Annotated in this window: 20 protein-coding genes, 1 tRNA gene and 1 pseudogene; 6 read left to right on the top strand and 16 right to left on the bottom strand. The window is 57.6% G+C overall.

Features of this window, described 5'->3' with window-relative positions; genetic code table 11:
- Window positions 1-22: 22 nt before the first annotated feature.
- The 7 genes from hscB to trmJ all read right to left on the bottom strand — a co-directional run bounded on the left by hscB (window position 23) and on the right by trmJ (window position 4931).
- The gene (gene hscB, locus ACTWLJ_RS12680) at window positions 23-544 is read right to left on the bottom strand and encodes a co-chaperone HscB (protein WP_445181039.1); all 522 of its coding nucleotides are present in this window, start codon (window positions 542-544) and stop codon (window positions 23-25) included.
- An 8-nt stretch (window positions 545-552) separates the two neighbouring features.
- Complete coding sequence (gene iscA / locus ACTWLJ_RS12675; RefSeq protein WP_028620147.1) at window positions 553-876, bottom strand: iron-sulfur cluster assembly protein IscA; 324 nt, start codon at window positions 874-876, stop codon at window positions 553-555.
- Between the two features lie 28 nt (window positions 877-904).
- The gene (gene iscU, locus ACTWLJ_RS12670) at window positions 905-1291 is read right to left on the bottom strand and encodes a Fe-S cluster assembly scaffold IscU (protein ID WP_007929523.1); all 387 of its coding nucleotides are present in this window, start codon (window positions 1289-1291) and stop codon (window positions 905-907) included.
- Between the two features lie 83 nt (window positions 1292-1374).
- Window positions 1375-2589: an IscS subfamily cysteine desulfurase gene (locus ACTWLJ_RS12665; RefSeq protein ID WP_401220794.1), complete on the bottom strand. Its 1215-nt coding sequence runs from the start codon at window positions 2587-2589 to the stop codon at window positions 1375-1377.
- Window positions 2590-2639: 50 nt separating this feature from the next.
- Complete coding sequence (gene iscR / locus ACTWLJ_RS12660; RefSeq protein ID WP_003227911.1) at window positions 2640-3131, bottom strand: Fe-S cluster assembly transcriptional regulator IscR; 492 nt, start codon at window positions 3129-3131, stop codon at window positions 2640-2642.
- Between the two features lie 250 nt (window positions 3132-3381).
- Window positions 3382-4158 (bottom strand): serine O-acetyltransferase, encoded by a 777-nt coding sequence (cysE, locus tag ACTWLJ_RS12655; protein ID WP_445181038.1) that lies wholly within the window; start codon window positions 4156-4158, stop codon window positions 3382-3384.
- Between the two features lie 2 nt (window positions 4159-4160).
- Window positions 4161-4931: a tRNA (cytosine(32)/uridine(32)-2'-O)-methyltransferase TrmJ gene (gene trmJ, locus ACTWLJ_RS12650; protein WP_401220786.1), complete on the bottom strand. Its 771-nt coding sequence runs from the start codon at window positions 4929-4931 to the stop codon at window positions 4161-4163.
- A 145-nt stretch (window positions 4932-5076) separates the two neighbouring features.
- Between trmJ and suhB the strand changes: the two genes are divergently transcribed.
- Window positions 5077-5895 carry a type III secretion system regulator SuhB gene (suhB, locus tag ACTWLJ_RS12645; protein ID WP_034156254.1) on the top strand — a complete coding sequence of 273 codons (819 nt, stop codon included), beginning with the start codon at window positions 5077-5079 and terminating at the stop codon, window positions 5893-5895.
- Between the two features lie 241 nt (window positions 5896-6136).
- Here the strand turns inward: suhB and ACTWLJ_RS12640 are convergent, their stop codons facing one another.
- The 6 genes from ACTWLJ_RS12640 to queA form a co-directional block, all read right to left on the bottom strand.
- The gene (locus tag ACTWLJ_RS12640; protein WP_401220781.1) at window positions 6137-6685 is read right to left on the bottom strand and encodes a glycine zipper 2TM domain-containing protein; all 549 of its coding nucleotides are present in this window, start codon (window positions 6683-6685) and stop codon (window positions 6137-6139) included.
- Window positions 6686-6806: 121 nt separating this feature from the next.
- Entirely contained in the window at window positions 6807-7721 is a 915-nt protein-coding gene (gene secF, locus ACTWLJ_RS12635) for a protein translocase subunit SecF (protein WP_445181037.1), read from the bottom strand.
- Window positions 7722-7730: 9 nt separating this feature from the next.
- Window positions 7731-9599 (bottom strand): protein translocase subunit SecD, encoded by a 1869-nt coding sequence (gene secD / locus ACTWLJ_RS12630; protein ID WP_445181036.1) that lies wholly within the window; start codon window positions 9597-9599, stop codon window positions 7731-7733.
- A gap of 63 nt (window positions 9600-9662) precedes the next feature.
- Window positions 9663-9998, bottom strand: coding sequence for a preprotein translocase subunit YajC (gene yajC / locus ACTWLJ_RS12625; protein WP_053214538.1), 336 nt, complete (start codon window positions 9996-9998; stop codon window positions 9663-9665).
- A 43-nt stretch (window positions 9999-10041) separates the two neighbouring features.
- The gene (gene tgt / locus ACTWLJ_RS12620) at window positions 10042-11157 is read right to left on the bottom strand and encodes a tRNA guanosine(34) transglycosylase Tgt (protein WP_445181350.1); all 1116 of its coding nucleotides are present in this window, start codon (window positions 11155-11157) and stop codon (window positions 10042-10044) included.
- Between the two features lie 14 nt (window positions 11158-11171).
- A complete protein-coding gene (gene queA / locus ACTWLJ_RS12615; RefSeq protein WP_445181035.1) occupies window positions 11172-12236 on the bottom strand; it encodes a tRNA preQ1(34) S-adenosylmethionine ribosyltransferase-isomerase QueA in 1065 nt (354 codons plus the stop codon).
- Between the two features lie 108 nt (window positions 12237-12344).
- Between queA and ACTWLJ_RS12610 the strand changes: the two genes are divergently transcribed.
- Window positions 12345-12429 (top strand) — tRNA-Leu (locus ACTWLJ_RS12610).
- Window positions 12430-12566: 137 nt separating this feature from the next.
- Window positions 12567-12896 carry a hypothetical protein gene (locus ACTWLJ_RS12605; RefSeq protein WP_445181034.1) on the top strand — a complete coding sequence of 110 codons (330 nt, stop codon included), beginning with the start codon at window positions 12567-12569 and terminating at the stop codon, window positions 12894-12896.
- A 23-nt stretch (window positions 12897-12919) separates the two neighbouring features.
- Here the strand turns inward: ACTWLJ_RS12605 and ACTWLJ_RS12600 are convergent, their stop codons facing one another.
- From ACTWLJ_RS12600 to ACTWLJ_RS12590, 3 genes and pseudogenes are all read right to left on the bottom strand, one after another.
- On the bottom strand, window positions 12920-13180 hold the full coding sequence (locus tag ACTWLJ_RS12600; RefSeq protein WP_401217091.1) for a DUF6429 family protein: 261 nt from the start codon (window positions 13178-13180) through the stop codon (window positions 12920-12922).
- Between the two features lie 129 nt (window positions 13181-13309).
- A pseudogene (locus tag ACTWLJ_RS12595) lies at window positions 13310-13378 on the bottom strand (PH domain-containing protein); the annotation flags it as partial.
- A 92-nt stretch (window positions 13379-13470) separates the two neighbouring features.
- Complete coding sequence (locus ACTWLJ_RS12590; RefSeq protein ID WP_445181033.1) at window positions 13471-13614, bottom strand: hypothetical protein; 144 nt, start codon at window positions 13612-13614, stop codon at window positions 13471-13473.
- A 124-nt stretch (window positions 13615-13738) separates the two neighbouring features.
- Between ACTWLJ_RS12590 and ACTWLJ_RS12585 the strand changes: the two genes are divergently transcribed.
- From ACTWLJ_RS12585 to ACTWLJ_RS12575, 3 genes are all read left to right on the top strand, one after another.
- A complete protein-coding gene (locus tag ACTWLJ_RS12585; RefSeq protein ID WP_445181032.1) occupies window positions 13739-14095 on the top strand; it encodes a hypothetical protein in 357 nt (118 codons plus the stop codon).
- Window positions 14096-14183: 88 nt separating this feature from the next.
- Window positions 14184-14939, top strand: coding sequence for a hypothetical protein (locus tag ACTWLJ_RS12580; RefSeq protein ID WP_445181031.1), 756 nt, complete (start codon window positions 14184-14186; stop codon window positions 14937-14939).
- Between the two features lie 72 nt (window positions 14940-15011).
- Window positions 15012-16931 carry an alkaline phosphatase D family protein gene (locus ACTWLJ_RS12575; RefSeq protein WP_445181349.1) on the top strand — a complete coding sequence of 640 codons (1920 nt, stop codon included), beginning with the start codon at window positions 15012-15014 and terminating at the stop codon, window positions 16929-16931.
- Window positions 16932-17011: the final 80 nt, after the last annotated feature.

Raw genomic sequence — 17011 nt, 5'->3', positions numbered from 1 at the left:
GTGCGACCGGAGCGGCACTGGGTTAATCGTCGAGGCGCTCTTCTAACTGGCGCACTTCGTAGGTGAGCTTGTCGAGGAACTGCATGCGACGCATCAGGCGTTCGGCCTGTTCGCGCTGCGCTGCATCATCCCAACAGGCTGCGAAGCTTTCGTTCAGCTCTTCCTGGGCGACTTTCAAGCGCCGCTTGAACACCGCGACACCATCAAGGTCTGCACTGTCCTGGAGGTCTTCGAGCTCTTCGCGCCATTGCATCTGCTGCAAAAGAAACTCGGGGTCATGGACCGTGACCTCCATCGGCACTTCCTGCCCGCTGATGGTCAGCAGGTAGCGTGCGCGCTGGGGCGGACTCTTGAGCGTCTGATAGGCGTCATTGAGTCGTGCGGACTGCTCGAGCGCTGACCGCTGCTCACGCTCGGAAGCGTCGGCAAAACGGTCAGGATGAACACCGCGCGCCAACTCACGATAGCGCGTGGCCAACTGCTCGAGATCCAGACGAAAGCTCGGTTGCAGCTCGAATAAAGCGAAATGACAAGGAATACCCACGACAAGCCTCAGATGTTGAAGCTTTCGCCGCAGCCACATTCACCGCGTACGTTGGGGTTGTTGAACTTGAAGCCTTCGTTCAACCCTTCCTTGACGAAATCGAGCTCGGTGCCGTCCAGGTAGGACAGGCTTTTCGGGTCGATAATCACTTTTTCGCCGTGACTCTCGAACACCTGATCCTCTGCAACCACCTCGTCGACAAACTCCAGCACGTAGGCAAGGCCGGAACAGCCTGTGGTGCGAACACCCAGACGAATCCCTTCACCTTTGCCGCGCCCGTCGAGGGAGCGTCGCACGTGTCGAGCAGCCGCTTCTGTCATGCTGATAGCCATCGTTGACTCCTTACTCGTCGCCCAATGCTTAGATCAAGCCTTTCTTCTGCTTGTAGTCGCGAACAGCCGCTTTGATAGCGTCTTCAGCGAGTACCGAGCAGTGAATTTTCACCGGCGGCAGGGCCAGTTCTTCAGCCAGCTGAGTGTTCTTGATGGTTTCAGCTTCGTCCAGGGTCTTGCCCTTCATCCACTCGGTGGCGAGGGAGCTGGAAGCGATTGCCGAACCGCAGCCGTAGGTCTTGAACTTGGCGTCTTCGATGATGCCTTGTTCGTTAACCTTGATTTGCAGGCGCATAACGTCGCCGCAAGCCGGCGCGCCGACCATGCCGGTGCCGACATCAGGATCTTCCGCGTTCATCTTGCCGACGTTGCGCGGGTTTTCGTAGTGGTCGATGACCTTTTCGCTGTAAGCCATGATGCTTAATCCTCACTCATCAGAGAGTCGCTCTTTAAGCCCTGCAACCTTCAGTCACAGGGCCGGTTCGCGGCGACTTGAAATCAGTGTGCCGCCCACTCGATTTTCGAAATGTCGACACCGTCTTTGTACATGTCCCACAGCGGCGATAAAGCGCGCAGCTTGGTAACGGCCTCGCAGACTTTCTGCGCGGCGTAGTCGATTTCTTCTTCGGTGGTGAAACGACCGAAGGTGAAACGGATCGAGCTGTGTGCCAGTTCGTCGTTGCGGCCCAGGGCGCGCAGTACGTACGAAGGCTCAAGCGACGCCGAGGTGCAAGCCGAGCCGGACGACACAGCCAGATCCTTGAGTGCCATGATCAACGACTCGCCTTCAACGTAGTTGAAGCTCAGGTTCAGGTTGTGCGGAACGCGGGCGGTCATGCTGCCGTTGACGTAAAGCTCTTCCAGATGCTCGACCTGCTTGTAGAAACGGTCGCTCAAGGCTTTGATGCGCACGTTTTCAGCAGCCATGTCTTCTTTGGCGACGCGGAAAGCCTCACCCATGCCGACGATCTGGTGAGTCGCCAGAGTGCCGGAACGCATGCCACGTTCGTGACCGCCACCATGCATGGTCGCTTCGATACGAACACGCGGCTTGCGGCTTACGTACAGTGCGCCGATGCCTTTAGGGCCGTAGGTCTTGTGGGCAGAGAACGACATCATGTCGACTTTCAGCTTCTGCAGGTCGATCTCGACCTTGCCAGTGGACTGAGCAGCGTCGACGTGGAACAGGATGCCCTTCGAACGCAGCAACTCGCCGATGGCGGCGATGTCGTTGACGGTGCCGATTTCGTTGTTCACGTGCATTACCGACACCAGAATGGTGTCTTCGCGCAGTGCAGCTTCGATCATTGCCGGAGTGATCAGACCATCGGTCTGAGGCTCGAGGTAAGTCACTTCGAAACCTTCACGCTCCAGTTGGCGCATGGTGTCGAGGACAGCCTTGTGCTCAATCTTGGTGGTGATCAGGTGCTTGCCCTTGGAGGCATAGAAATGTGCCGCACCCTTGATTGCCAGGTTGTCGGATTCGGTAGCACCCGAAGTCCAGACGATTTCACGCGGGTCGGCGTTGACCAGATCGGCCACCTGACGACGGGCGTTTTCGACGGACTCTTCAGCTTTCCAGCCGAACACGTGGGAACGGGACGCCGGGTTACCGAAGTTTCCGTCGACCAGCAGGCATTCACTCATTTTTTGCGCAACACGCGGATCAACCGGGGTGGTCGCAGAGTAATCAAGGTAAATCGGCAATTTCATGGACTATCTCCTAAATCAGGGCTGGCGTGCCGCTAGTAGCTCTTCGGCTGTCATTCGACGGCGGACGCTTCAATCTTGTCCAGGCGTGGCGCCTTGCTGTTGCAACGGCGCTGGTCCTGACGCTGGGCTACTTCTTGCACCTCACGGCGAGTCACAAGATCAGCCAAGCTGATACCACTTAGAAATTCGTGAATCTGCAGGCTCAGGTCGCACCACAGGTGATGGGTCAGGCAGGTGTCACCGGAATGGCAATCGCCCTGGCCCTGGCACTTGGTGGCATCGACCGATTCGTTCACCGCATCGATCACCTGAGCCACCTGAATGCCCTGCATGTCGCGGGACAACTGGTAGCCACCACCCGGACCGCGAACGCTGGAAACCAGGTTGCTGCGGCGCAGCTTGGCGAAAAGCTGTTCGAGGTAGGACAGGGAGATGCCTTGGCGCTCGGAGATATCGGCCAGAGACACCGGCCCGTGCTGCGCGTGCAACGCCAGGTCAAGCATGGCGGTCACGGCGTATCGGCCTTTTGTAGTCAGTCGCATGGACAATTACCACGGAGTTCGGAATGGGCGGGAGTATGCAATTCCCGAGCATTTAAGTCAACTATAAGACCTAGTGCTTTAGTCGGGTTTACCCGCAAAAGAGCGCGCGAATGATAGCAGGGTCTGCGACTTAATGGCACATCGACCGCCGGATGCCTTTGCAGGAGCCGCAGACTGCAATCCTTGATCTTATAAAGAGCAAAATCAAAAGATCGCAGCCTGCGGCAGCTCCTACAAGGGACCAGGGGTATCAGTGAGCCTTGGTTTCGTCCTTGCCCTTTACGCAGGCGAAGTCTTCTTCGCGCAGCTCAGGCAGATCTTTCGCACAGTAATTACTGCCCAGATCCTTCAGTGCGCCGCACATCCCCTCCAGACGACCATCGACCGCCTGCAGGTGATCGAGCAGCTGACCAATGGCTCGCGCCACCGGGTCGGGCATGTCTTCGCTGACACCATAGGCATCGAAACCGATCTTCTCGGCCATCGCCTTGCGCTTGGCATCCTGCTCCTCATCGGATTTGACGATGATTCGCCCGGGAATACCCACGACAGTGGCACCCGGCGGTACTTCCTTGGTAACCACGGCATTCGAACCAACCTTGGCACCCGCGCCAACCGTGAACGGGCCAAGCACCTTGGCGCCCGCCCCCACTACCACGCCATCACCCAAAGTCGGGTGACGCTTGCCTTTATTCCAGCTGGTACCGCCCAGGGTCACACCCTGATAAATGGTGACGTCATCGCCGATCTCAGCGGTTTCACCAATGACGATGCCCATACCATGGTCGATGAAGAAGCGACGCCCGACTTTCGCACCCGGATGAATCTCGATCCCGGTCAACCAGCGACCGAAGTTCGATACCAGCCGCGCCAGCCATTTCAGCTCGTTGCGCCAGAGCATCCCGGCCAGGCGGTGAATCCAGATCGCATGCATCCCGGGGTAGCAAGTCAGGACTTCAAAAGCGTTACGCGCCGCCGGGTCTCGATGGAATACGCTTTGGATATCTTCACGCAAACGCTCAAACATCATTAATCCTTCCGATTAAGAAGCTCACCACGGGCCGCTTTTTGGGTTTCCGTGAGGATGCCACGCAAAATATTCATTTCTGCCCGGCTGACCGAGCTGCGTCCGTACAACCGGCGCAGGCGCGCCATCAAGTGCCGTGGCTTTTCCGGATCGAGGAATTCGATGGCCACCAGGGTCTGCTCGAGGTGCTCATAGAATCGCTCCAGCTCATCCATGGTCGCCAACTCGGCGCTTTTCACCGAGGCCACTTCCTCTTTCTCAAGCTTGGTCGGCTGACCCTGCGAGGCCAGCCACGCCATACGCACTTCATAGCTCAACACCTGCACCGCCGCCCCGAGGTTCAGCGAACTGAATTCAGGGTCGGAGGGAATGTGTACGTGAAAGTGACATCGCTGCAGCTCTTCATTGGTCAGGCCGGAATCTTCACGACCGAACACCAACGCGATCTGTGCATCCTGCCCTGCTTCCTCGACCACTTTGGTCCCGCATTCGCGGGGATCGAGCAGCGGCCACGGAATTCGCCGGTCGCGAGCACTGGTTCCGAGCACCAGATTGCAGCCGACCAAGGCATCTTCCAGAGTGGCGACGACTTGTGCGTTTTCAAGGATGTCCCCGGCACCCGAAGCGCGCGCATCGGCTTCGTGATGCGGGAACAGACGCGGTTCGACCAGCACCAGCCGCGACAAACCCATGTTCTTCATGGCGCGCGCGGCCCCACCGATATTGCCGGGGTGGCTGGTATTGACCAGGACGACACGAATATTTTGCAGCACGGGAGGCGTTCTCGGACACGGGAAAGGGGAGCAAATCTTACAGAACAGCCTACCGTTAAGCTATGAAAGCGAACAGTGACCTTCACCTGAAGAAAAGTTCTGATAGAATGCCCGGCTTTCTTTAACAACCTTAGGTGACACATCCATGCAGCCCATGCTGAATATCGCGCTGCGCGCCGCCCGCAGCGCCAGTGAACTGATCTTCCGCTCCATCGAGCGCCTGGATACCATCAAGGTCGACGAAAAAGACGCCAAGGATTACGTATCCGAGGTTGATCGCGCTGCTGAGCAGAAAATCATCGACGCCCTGCGCAAGGCGTACCCGAACCACTCGATCCGCGGTGAAGAAACCGGCCTGCACGCTGGCACCGGCATCGAAGGCGAAGAATACCTGTGGATCATCGACCCACTCGACGGTACCACCAACTTCCTGCGCGGCATCCCGCACTTTGCTGTCAGCATTGCCTGCAAATACCGTGGCCGCCTGGAACACGCAGTGGTTCTGGACCCGGTTCGCCAGGAAGAATTCACCGCCAGCCGTGGTCGCGGCGCTCAACTGAACGGTCGTCGTCTGCGCGTCAGCGGTCGCACCAGCCTTGACGGCGCCCTGCTGGGTACCGGCTTCCCGTTCCGTGACGATCAGATGGACAACCTGGAAAACTATCTGGGCATGTTCCGCGCTCTGGTTGGCCAGACTGCCGGCATCCGCCGCGCCGGTTCGGCAAGCCTGGACCTGGCTTACGTGGCCGCCGGCCGCTTCGACGCCTTCTGGGAGTCGGGCCTGTCCGAGTGGGACATGGCTGCAGGCGCACTGCTGATTCAAGAAGCTGGCGGCCTGGTGAGCGATTTCACCGGCGGTCACGATTTCCTTGAAAAAGGCCACATCGTTGCCGGCAACACCAAATGCTTCAAGGCAGTTCTGACGGCGATCCAGCCGCACCTGCCAGCTTCGCTGAAGCGCTAAGCTTCGAGCGACACAAAAAAGCACCCTTCGGGGTGCTTTTTTTATCTTTGCAATTCAACATCACCCCCCGCCCCCTGTAGGAGTGAGCCTGCTCGCGATAGCGGTTTCTCAGTCAACATTTATATCGACTGGTACATCGCCATCGCGAGCAAGCTCACTCCTACAGGGACAGCGTAAAAACTGAAATCGCGGGCACAAAAAAGCACCCCGAAAGGTGCTTCTTTTTACAGGCATGAACCGATTATTGACCCGGCTGAGCCTGCGACAGTACCAGCTTGCCTTCCTTGTCGACCGGAATCTGGTTGCCCGGATCGCGATCCATACGCACCTTGCCTTCCTTGCCATCCAGCGAATAACGCACGTCGTAACCGACAACCTTGTCGCTGATGTCGTTCACGGTGTTACAGCGAGTCTGGGTAGTGGTGTAGGTATCGCGATTCTGCATACCTTCCTGCACTTTGTTACCGGCGTAACCACCACCGACTGCACCAGCCACGGTGGCGATTTTCTTGCCATTACCGCCGCCAACCATATTACCCAGCAGACCACCGCCAACCGCGCCGAGCACCGTACCCATGATCTGGTGTTGATCCTTGACCGGCGCCTGACGGGTTACTGCAACGTCCTTGCACACTTCACGTGGAGTCTTGATTTGTGTTTTGACCGGTTCAACGGCCAGCACTTGCGCATACTCAGGGCCGCTTTTAACCAGGCTGTAGGTGGCAACAGCGCCCCCGGCAGTCACACCGACAGCACCCAGTACCGCACCAACCAGCAACGACTTGTTCACATGAACCTCCTGACCATCACATGCGGGTCATTGCCCGCGCTTCTCCCAGCCTTGGAGCATAAAAAAAGGCGCGAGTTCAACTCGCGCCTTTTTTGGCAGACAACCGGAAGATCAATGGCCGTTATGGACGGTCGTCGATTTCCTTCTCGGTGTTAGCCGGCGGAATCAGATCCTCGGAGGACAGGTTCAGCCAGATCAGCACCACGTTCGCGATGTAGATCGACGAGTAGGTACCCGCGAGAACACCGATGAACAGCGCGATGGAGAAGCCGAACAGGTTGTCACCACCGAAGAACAGCAGCGCCGAGATCGCCAGCAATGTGGAGATCGAAGTCGCCATGGTCCGCAGCAGGGTCTGAGTGGTCGAGATGTTGATGTTCTCGATCAGCGAAGCCTTGCGCAGGACACGGAAGTTCTCACGAACCCGGTCGAATACCACGATGGTGTCGTTCAGCGAATAACCGATGATTGCCAGTACCGCCGCCAATACCGTCAGATCGAAAGTGATCTGGAAGAACGACAGGATACCGATGGTCACGATCACGTCGTGGATCAGCGAAACGATGGCGCCGACCGCGAACTTCCACTGAAAGCGGAAAGCCAGGTAGATCAGGATACCGCCGAGCGCCAGCAGCATGCCGAGGCCGCCCTGGTCGCGCAGTTCTTCACCGACCTGCGGACCAACGAATTCGACGCGCTTGACCGTTGCCGGGTTGTCGCCGCCGAGCTTCTGCAACGCTTCCGCCACCTGATGACCCAGCTGCGGGTCCTCACCTGGCATACGCACCAGCAGGTCGGTGGTAGCACCGAAGCTCTGCACAATGGCTTCGTGGTAACCGGAAGTCACCAGCTCTTGACGAACCTTGGTGACGTCGGCTGGACGCTCGTAGGTCAGCTCGATGAGCGTACCGCCGGTGAAGTCCAGACCCCAGTTCATGCCTTTGTGGAAGACGCTGAAAATTGCCAGCACCGTAAGGAACAATGTGACGCCGAACGCGAAGTTGCGAACGCCCATGAAGTTGATTGTACGTAACATGGCAGCCCCTTAAATCCACAACTTCTTGAAGTCACGACCGCCGAAGATCAGGTTGACCATCGCGCGGGTCACCATGATGGCCGTGAACATCGAGGTAAAGATCCCGAGGGACATGGTCACTGCGAAACCTTTGACCGGGCCGGTGCCCATCGCAAAGAGAATCCCGCCAACCAACAGTGTTGTCAGGTTGGCGTCGAGAATCGCGGTGAATGCCCGGCCGAAGCCTTCGTTGATTGCACGCTGCACGGTCATGCCCGCAGCGATCTCTTCACGAATCCGCGAGAAGATCAGCACGTTGGCGTCGACCGCCATACCCATGGTCAAGACGATACCGGCGATACCCGGCAGGGTCAGCGTTGCGCCCAACAGCGACATCAATGCCAGCAGCAACACCATGTTCACTGCCAGAGCGACGGTGGCGATGATGCCGAAGAAGCGGTAGATGGCGATAATGAACAGCGACACGAACAGCATGCCCCACAGCGATGCATCGATACCTTTGGTGATGTTGTCAGCACCCAGGCTCGGACCGATTGTGCGCTCTTCAGCGAAGTACATCGGAGCCGCCAGACCACCGGCACGCAGCAGCAGCGCCAGCTCGGATGACTCGCCCTGACCGTTCAGGCCAGTGATGCGGAATTGCGCACCCAGCGGCGACTGAATGGTCGCCAGGCTGATGATCTTCTTCTCTTCTTTAAACGTTTGAACCGCGACGTCTTTCTCGACACCGTCGACCACTTGCTTGACGTAAGTAGTCACCGGGCGCTGTTCGATGAAGATCACCGCCATGCTGCGACCAACGTTGCTGCGGGTTGCGCGGCTCATCAGCTCGCCACCGCGACCATCCAGACGGATGTTCACTTCAGGCGTGCCGTGCTCGCCGAAACCGGCCTTGGCGTCAGTAACCTGGTCACCGGTGATGATCAGACCACGCTCGATCTGTGCAGGAGGACGCTTGCCTTCACGGAACTCGAAAGTCTCGGAAGTGGCTTTCGAAGCGCCAGGCTCAGCAGCCAGACGGAACTCAAGGTTGGCCGTCTTGCCGAGGATACGCTTGGCTTCGGCAGTGTCCTGCACGCCCGGCAGCTCAACCACGATGCGGTTGGCGCCCTGACGCTGGACGATCGGTTCGGCAACACCCAGCTCGTTGACGCGGTTACGTACCGTGGTCAAGTTCTGCTTGATGGAGTATTCACGGATTTCCGCCAGCTTGGCCGGGGTCATCGCCAGACGCAGCACCGGTTGACCGTTGAGATCGGCCGGAACAATGTCGAAATCGTTGAAGCTTTTGCGGATCAGTGCACGGGCCTGTTCACGGGAATCTTCATCGCTGAAGCCCAGTTGAATGGCACCGCCCAGTTGCGGCAGGCTGCGATAGCGCAGCTTCTCTTTACGCAGCAGGCTCTTGACGTCGCCTTCGTAGACTTTCAGGCGAGCATCGAGGGCTTTGTCCATGTCCACTTCCAGCAGGAAGTGCACACCACCGGACAAGTCCAGACCCAGCTTCATCGGGTGCGCGCCCAGATTGCGCAGCCATTGCGGGGTGGTTTGTGCCAGGTTCAGCGCGACGACGTAGTCATCACCCAATGCCTTGCGCACAACGTCTTTGGCCGGCAGCTGATCTTCAGCCTTGGTCAGACGGATCAGACCGCCCTTGCCGTTTGCCGCCAGTGTGGCTGCCTTGACGTTGATCCCGGATTCATGGAGCGCAGTGCTCACACGATCCAGATCGGCCTGATTGACCTGCAAAGCCGTGCTGGCGCCGCTGATCTGAATAGCCGGGTCATCGGGGTATAGATTGGGAGCGGAATAAATCAGACCGACCGCCAGCACCGCCAGGATCAGAATGTATTTCCACAGAGGGTATTTGTTCAGCATCACGCCGCCCGCTTATGACGCGGGGCGCCTTGCGCGCCCCGTCGATTGAGTAGAAGTTGAAACTTAGATCGCTTTCAGCGTGCCTTTTGGCAGCGTGGCGGCGATGGCGCCTTTCTGGAACTTCATTTCCACGGTGTCGGAAACTTCCAGAACAACGAAGTCATCAGCGACTTTGGTGATCTTGCCGGCGATGCCGCCGGTGGTAACCACTTCGTCACCCTTCTGCAGGCTGCCAAGCAGATTCTTCTGCTCTTTGGCGCGCTTGGCCTGTGGACGCCAGATCATCAGGTAGAAGATGACCAGGAAGCCGACCAGGAAAATCCACTCGAAACCACCGCCCATTGGGCCGGCAGCTGGTGCAGCGGCGTCAGCCATGGCGTTAGAGATAAAAAAGCTCATTTAGCACTCCAGTTGCAAATGTTGAATCTTGGGGTCAGAAAACTCAGTCCAAAGGCGGAACAGGCAGCCCGCGTTTGGCGTAGAAGGCATCGACAAAGGCGGCCAATGTACCCTGTTGAATAGCCTCGCGCAAACCAGCCATCAGCACCTGATAATGGCGCAAGTTATGGATGGTATTGAGCATGCTTCCCAGCATTTCGCCGCACTTGTCCAGGTGATGCAGATAAGCGCGGGAGAAGTTCTGGCAGGTATAGCAATCGCAGGTCGGATCGAGCGGCGAATCATCATGGCGATGGAACGCGTTACGGATCTTCAGCACGCCGGTATCAATGAACAGATGCCCATTGCGGGCATTACGGGTTGGCATCACGCAATCGAACATGTCCACACCGCGGCGCACACCCTCAACCAGATCTTCCGGTTTGCCAACGCCCATAAGGTAACGAGGTTTGTCAGCCGGCATCATGCCCGGCAGATAATCCAGCACCTTGATCATCTCGTGCTTGGGCTCGCCCACCGACAGACCACCGATGGCCAGACCGTCGAAGCCGATCTTGTCCAGACCTTCCAGCGAGCGCATGCGCAGATCCTGGTGCATGCCACCCTGAACGATACCGAACAATGCCGCAGTGTTTTCACCGTGGGCATTTTTCGAACGCTGGGCCCAGCGCAGCGACAACTCCATCGACACACGGGCGACGTCTTCATCAGCCGGGTATGGCGTGCATTCGTCGAAGATCATCACGATGTCGGAGCCGAGATCGCGCTGCACCTGCATCGACTCTTCCGGGCCCATGAACACTTTGGCGCCGTCGACCGGAGAGGCGAAGGTCACGCCCTCTTCCTTGATCTTGCGCATCGCGCCGAGGCTGAACACCTGGAAACCACCGGAGTCGGTCAGGATCGGGCCTTTCCACTGCATGAAGTCATGCAGGTCGCCGTGCTTCTTGATCACTTCGGTGCCAGGACGCAGCCACAGGTGAAAGGTGTTGCCCAGAATCATCTCCGCGCCGGTGGCGACGATGTCACGCGGCAACATGCCCTTGACCGTGCCGTAAGTGCCCACTGGCATGAAAGCCGGGGTCTCGACGGTGCCACGCGGGAAGGTCAGGCGACCACGGCGAGCCTTGCCATCAGTGGCAAGCAGCTCGAACGACATACGACAGGTGCGACTCATACAGTTTCCTCTGGGCCCGATTCTTTAGGGGCAGTCGGCGCAGGATTACGCGTGATGAACATCGCATCACCGTAGCTGAAAAAGCGGTATCCGTTGTCGACGGCGGCCTTGTAGGCGGCCATTGTCTCGGGATAACCGGCGAACGCCGAAACCAGCATCAACAGCGTGGATTCAGGCAAATGGAAATTGGTCACCAGCGCATCGACCACATGAAACGGTCGGCCCGGAAAGATAAAGATATCGGTGTCGCCACTGAACGGCTTGAGCACGCCATCACGCGCAGCACTTTCCAGCGAACGCACGCTGGTGGTGCCCACGGCAATCACCCGACCGCCACGCGTCCGGCAAGCGGCGACGGCATCGACCACGTCCTGGCCGACTTCCAGCCACTCGGTGTGCATGTGGTGATCTTCGAGCTTTTCAACACGCACCGGCTGGAACGTACCCGCGCCAACGTGCAGCGTCACGAAAGTCGACTCGACGCCCTTGGCGGCAATCGCCTCCATCAGCGTCTGATCGAAATGCAGCCCCGCCGTCGGTGCAGCCACCGCACCGAGCTTCTCGGCGTACACGGTCTGATAACGTTCGCGATCCGAGCCTTCGTCCGGGCGATCTATATAAGGAGGCAGCGGCATGTGCCCGACGCGGTCGAGCAGCGGCAGCACTTCTTCATCGAAGCCCAACTCGAACAACGCATCGTGGCGCGCGAGCATTTCAGCCGAGCCACCACCGTCGATGAGGATCTTCGAACCCGGCTTCGGCGACTTGCTGGAGCGCACATGAGCCAGCACGCGATGACTGTCGAGCACGCGTTCGATCAGAATTTCCAGCTTGCCGCCGGATTCTTTCTGGCCAAACAGCCGCGCCGGAATCACCCGGGTATTGTTGAACACCATCAAATCGCCCGGGCGCAAATGCTCAAGCAAATCAGTGAATTGACGGTGTGCAAGGGCGCCGCTGACCCCATCAAGGGTCAACAGGCGACTACCGCGACGCTCGGCCAAAGGGTGGCGAGCGATCAGCGAATCAGGGAGTTCGAAGGTAAAGTCAGCAACGCGCATGATGGGGTTCGTCTAGCAGGGCCCGAAAGTCTAGCGGAAATATCGAAAATTGACCATGAAACGTGATTGACCAACGGTAATCACCTCTCTATACTTCGCCGCCATTGAGCCCTGATGGCGGAATTGGTAGACGCGGCGGATTCAAAATCCGTTTTCGAAAGGAGTGGGAGTTCGAGTCTCCCTCGGGGCACCAAAATTAAGAAAGGTCTTGCTTAGCAAGGCCTTTTTTTTCGCCTGTGAAAAAGCCCGTCACTTCATGTGAGAGCTACCGCAGGCTGCAATCTTTTGACCTTAAGCTTCTTGGCCAACGAAAACCCCAAGGACCACATCATGGAAACGTCACTGGAAACAGTCGCCCTTTTCTCCCTCAAGCTGGCTTATGAGGAAGAAGGTCTGAGCCCGATTCTGCGGGACGATATGGTCATGGGCGATTATCAGAAGGACGTTTTCGAGTTGTTGGTGCGCCGGGGTGATGTCGAGACCATTCAGTGCAAAGTGAATGCGTGCCTGGGGTTGGCGATGGATGCGCTGGGCGGCGTCGAGAAGCCGCTGGGGCGGGAGTTGCACAAGTTGTCTGCTGATTTTAGTCAGGCGCAGTCGTTGGAGCAGCTTGATCAGCCGCTCCTCGCGCTCAAGGGTTACCTGAAAGACATTCTTTAACGAATCCTGGCAACCGGGGCGGGTCAAACATCAGTGCTGGGGGGATGTTCGGTTTTCGCGCTGTCCCCAAATAACCGGTCTGCAGTCTGCCTACCTTTCTCCAGGCCTTCTTCCGTCAACCAGATCGATTTGTTCTTGTTCACCGGATCGCTGATGAGACCCTGTTCATGCAGTCGATTCATGATCTCGAAGTCGTACCCTTTCCACGTATTGCCGTTGTCGGAACTAAAGGTTGCCAACAGGGCAAGCACCGCGTCTTCAATCAATTTATCGTCGTATTCCATAATCGTTGCTCCGCTCATCATCGAACGTGTAATAGCTACCCAGCCTATCGCGTATTAAATTCAGCAGCGGCCGGAATCAGTCACCGCGCCCGATTATCCAACGAGCCGGTGCCAAGTGTCTTCACCGCCCGTCATGCGTTCGGCGTATTCGTCATTCTGTTTGAGTTTGAAGAAGCCGTTGTTGTTGAAGTCGATCATCTGCCCAGTATTTCCAACTATCAACGCCGAGCCTTCAACACCCGAATCTCCATCGGAAATCCATCCGCGCCGACAACCTCCTTCCAGCCCACTTACTGAAATTCCCCAAGTCCATTAATGTCCGCCATTTTTTCCTGCAATCGTTGGCAGTTGGCGAGGTAGTACTGCCAACTGCTTTGCGGGTCTTCTTGCCATTCGGCGAACGCAGGAGTCATGGCGGAAGCGACAGTAAGCATGTCTAGTCCATTACGGGATTGAAGACGGTGGCGCGACGCTACTATTTTGATATCTTGCCGTCCAGCCAGGATGGAGTGACTGGAACGTGGCTCTGCGCTCAAGCCGGATCAAGGAAAATGCACGATGAAAACCCTGTTTGCCATTTCAGCATTGGTCGGCATGTGGATATGGGTAGTGAGGAATAGAGGGAATTGGCATCCGTTTCTTGCCAACCTTGCCGGAGCGGGCGCCGGGTTGGTCGCGATCGGGGTCGTGGCAGTTCTGAACGCGGCGCTGTTCGGCACTGAACTGCACGAAGGCATAAGCATAGGCGTTAGCCTACTCGCCATCATGACCAGTGCTGGCGCCTGCGCCGGCGTCTGGATGTGGCTCGCCAACCGTCCACAGCCGGAGCATCCGGTCGCGCGACAACTGTTGGGAGCGCTCTGTGGTTTTGTCAGCGGAGTAACGACGCTGGTTTTCTTTTCTCTCACCTTTTAGTCGGTTTTGCTATCTTGCTGGCCATTCTTGCAGCTGACTCGGCGAGTGCTGCGTTGCAGGTTTTTTGAAAGTTTAAGGAAAGGATCGAATGGAGTTTCTGCGTTTTCTGGCATTGGTCGCGGCATGGGGATTCATGTGGCGCTGGGTGGTGAAGAACCGCGGTAGCTGGAATCTTGTTTACAGCAACATCGTCGGCGCGGCGGGCGGTTTTGTTGTCGGCATTGTGGTGCTGTCGATCACGCTGTCGTTGTTTCCGGGCGAGAATAAACCCAAGGCCAAGTCACCCGACGCCCCCGTTGTACAGGAAGCCATGCCTGCCAAGCCAACGGCGGAGTTGCTGCCTGAGGCCGAGCCTGTCGTCGCCGTGCAAGCGCCCGTTCCTGTTTCCGACAACCTGCCGGCTTATATCGCCAGCGAACCGCAGAATGAGCCTTCGCCGCCCGAGTCAGCTCTCCTGCCGAACTTCAGCAAACGTCTGCCTGCCTCGACATTGGAAAAAGACTTCAAGGACAATGTGGGTCACGATTTCGCCACTTTGCGCAGATTGGCCGGCAGTAATCCGAACGCTGACAAATCGTTGATGGCCTCCATGATTTGCGAACCCTTGATCAAGAGCGCCATGCGCTTTTCCGCGTCGACAGTGATCTCAAGCGCCAGAAATGCCAGCAGTCAGCGCTTCAAAGATCAGACTTACACCATTACCAATACGGCCTCAGCCCGGAACATGGTGGGCGATGATGTCAGCTACCGTTTTGACTGTTCAGTGCAGCAAGTGGACGGCAACGATGTTGGCAAGGCCGCATGGCGACTGCTCGACCTGAAACTAAAGAAAACCGACTCTTAAGCCTCGCTTAAGTGTTCAAGGCGCCGGCTGCGCTATCATCGCCGGTCTGTGCGCCTTGAGCTTTGCCCTTTGATATCTCCAACATCTGATGACATCACCCTGCTGCCTCCCGTGTTGGCCGGCCCGCTGTTGCGACGGCTGGAACCAACGCGGCTAGTGCTGTGGTTGGTCGGCACGCGCAAACTGTCGCTGACTTTGCGTCTTCAAGGTATAGGAGACATTCCCCTTGATGCCACGAAATGTACGGTCATTCCCGTAGGCAGCCGAGCGTTTGTTCATCTGATCGACGTCCCCCTTGAAACTGCCCTGCCCTGCGACACGCTTATCGACTACGACCTGCTGATCGATGGACAGGATCGGATTGCCGATTGGGCGCCGCATCTGCTCTATGACAATGCCACATGCCCGAACTTCGTTCTGCGTTCGCGAATCGATCAGTTGTTGCACGGTTCCTGCCGCAAGCCGCATCACCCGGCGGCGGATGGTTTGCTCTGTGTCGATCAATTGCTGGCGGCGGAAACTGACCCGCAACAACGTCCAGCCCTGTTGATGATGAGTGGCGACCAGGTTTACGCCGACGACGTCGCCGGGCCGATGTTGCGGGCGATTCATGCCTTGATCGAGCGCCTCGGTCTGTTCGATGAACACCTCGAAGGTGCCGTGGTCAGCGACAGCGCAAAGCTCTACGAACACCCCGCCAGTTACTACCATCGTGCGGATTTGTTACCGGCGCTGGAAGGCAATGAGACGTTGCGTGAACGATTTTTCGGCGGAGCACGTAAGCCGATTTTCACCAGCAGCAGTGCCGACAATCATCTGGTGACGTTCGCCGAAGTCATGGCGATGTATCTGTTGGTATGGTCGCCGGTCGCATGGTCGTTGATCGATCCTCAGGCGCCGACACTGACGCCCGAACGTCTCAAGCGATATGCCCTGGAACAAACCCGCATCGACGACTTCAAGGCCGGGCTAGGCAATGTCGCGCGCGCGTTGGCACACTTGCCGAGCCTGATGATTTTCGACGACCACGACATTACCGATGACTGGAATCTTTCCGCGCAGTGGGAGGAAACGGCCTACGGCCATCCGTTCTCCAGACGCATCATCGGCAACGCGTTGATTGCGTACATGCTGTGTCAGGGCTGGGGTAATAACCCGGATGCGTTCAAGGATGTGCTGGAGAAAACCCTGCATCTGAGCGCCAGCGGCAATGACCGTTACCTCGATAGTCCGGTGCAGGACGATCTGATTGATGATCTGCTGCGTTTTCAGCGCTGGCATTTCGTGTTGCCGACCAGCCCGGCGCTGGTAGTGCTCGACACCCGCACCCGGCGCTGGCGCAGCGAGATGGCGCTCAAGCAACCTTCCGGGCTGCTCGACTGGGAAGCCTTGAGCGAGTTGCAGCAGGATCTGCTCGACCATCCCTCGGCGATCATCGTTTCACCTGCGCCGATCTTCGGCGTGAAGCTGATCGAAACCATACAGAAGGTTTTCAGTTGGTGCGGTTATCCACTATTGGTCGACGCAGAAAACTGGATGGCCCATCGCGGTGCGGCGCAGGTGATCCTGAACATTTTCCGACACACGCGCACACCTGGAAACTACGTCGTGCTGTCAGGCGATGTGCATTATTCCTTCGTCTACGAAGTCCTTATCCGACACCGCAAGGCCGGCCCACGGATCTGGCAGATCACCAGCAGCGGGATCAAGAACGAGTTCCCGAAAACCTTGCTGGAATGGTTCGACCGCCTCAACCGCTGGCTGTACTCGCCGCGCTCGCCACTCAACTGGTTTACCAAACGCCGACTCATGCGCATCGTGCCGTATAGGCCCGAACATGCCGAGGCCGGCGAACGGCTGTGGAATTCGGCGGGGATTGGTCAGGTGTTTTTCAATGAGCAGGGGCAGCCGAGCGAGATCATTCAGCACAACTCGAACGGTGCGCCGAAGACCCGGATGCTGGCGCCGGATCTGGCGGATTATCCGGATTAGCGGCAATTGCCCGCCCATTGTGGGAGCGAGCCTGCTCGCGATTGCGGTTAACGATTCAAAATCTTATCGCCTGACACACC

The sequence above is a fragment of the Pseudomonas sp. McL0111 genome (assembly GCF_052567255.1).
The sequence above is the reverse complement of the archived record's forward strand: the minus strand, read 5'-3'. Positions and strand labels throughout refer to the sequence as shown.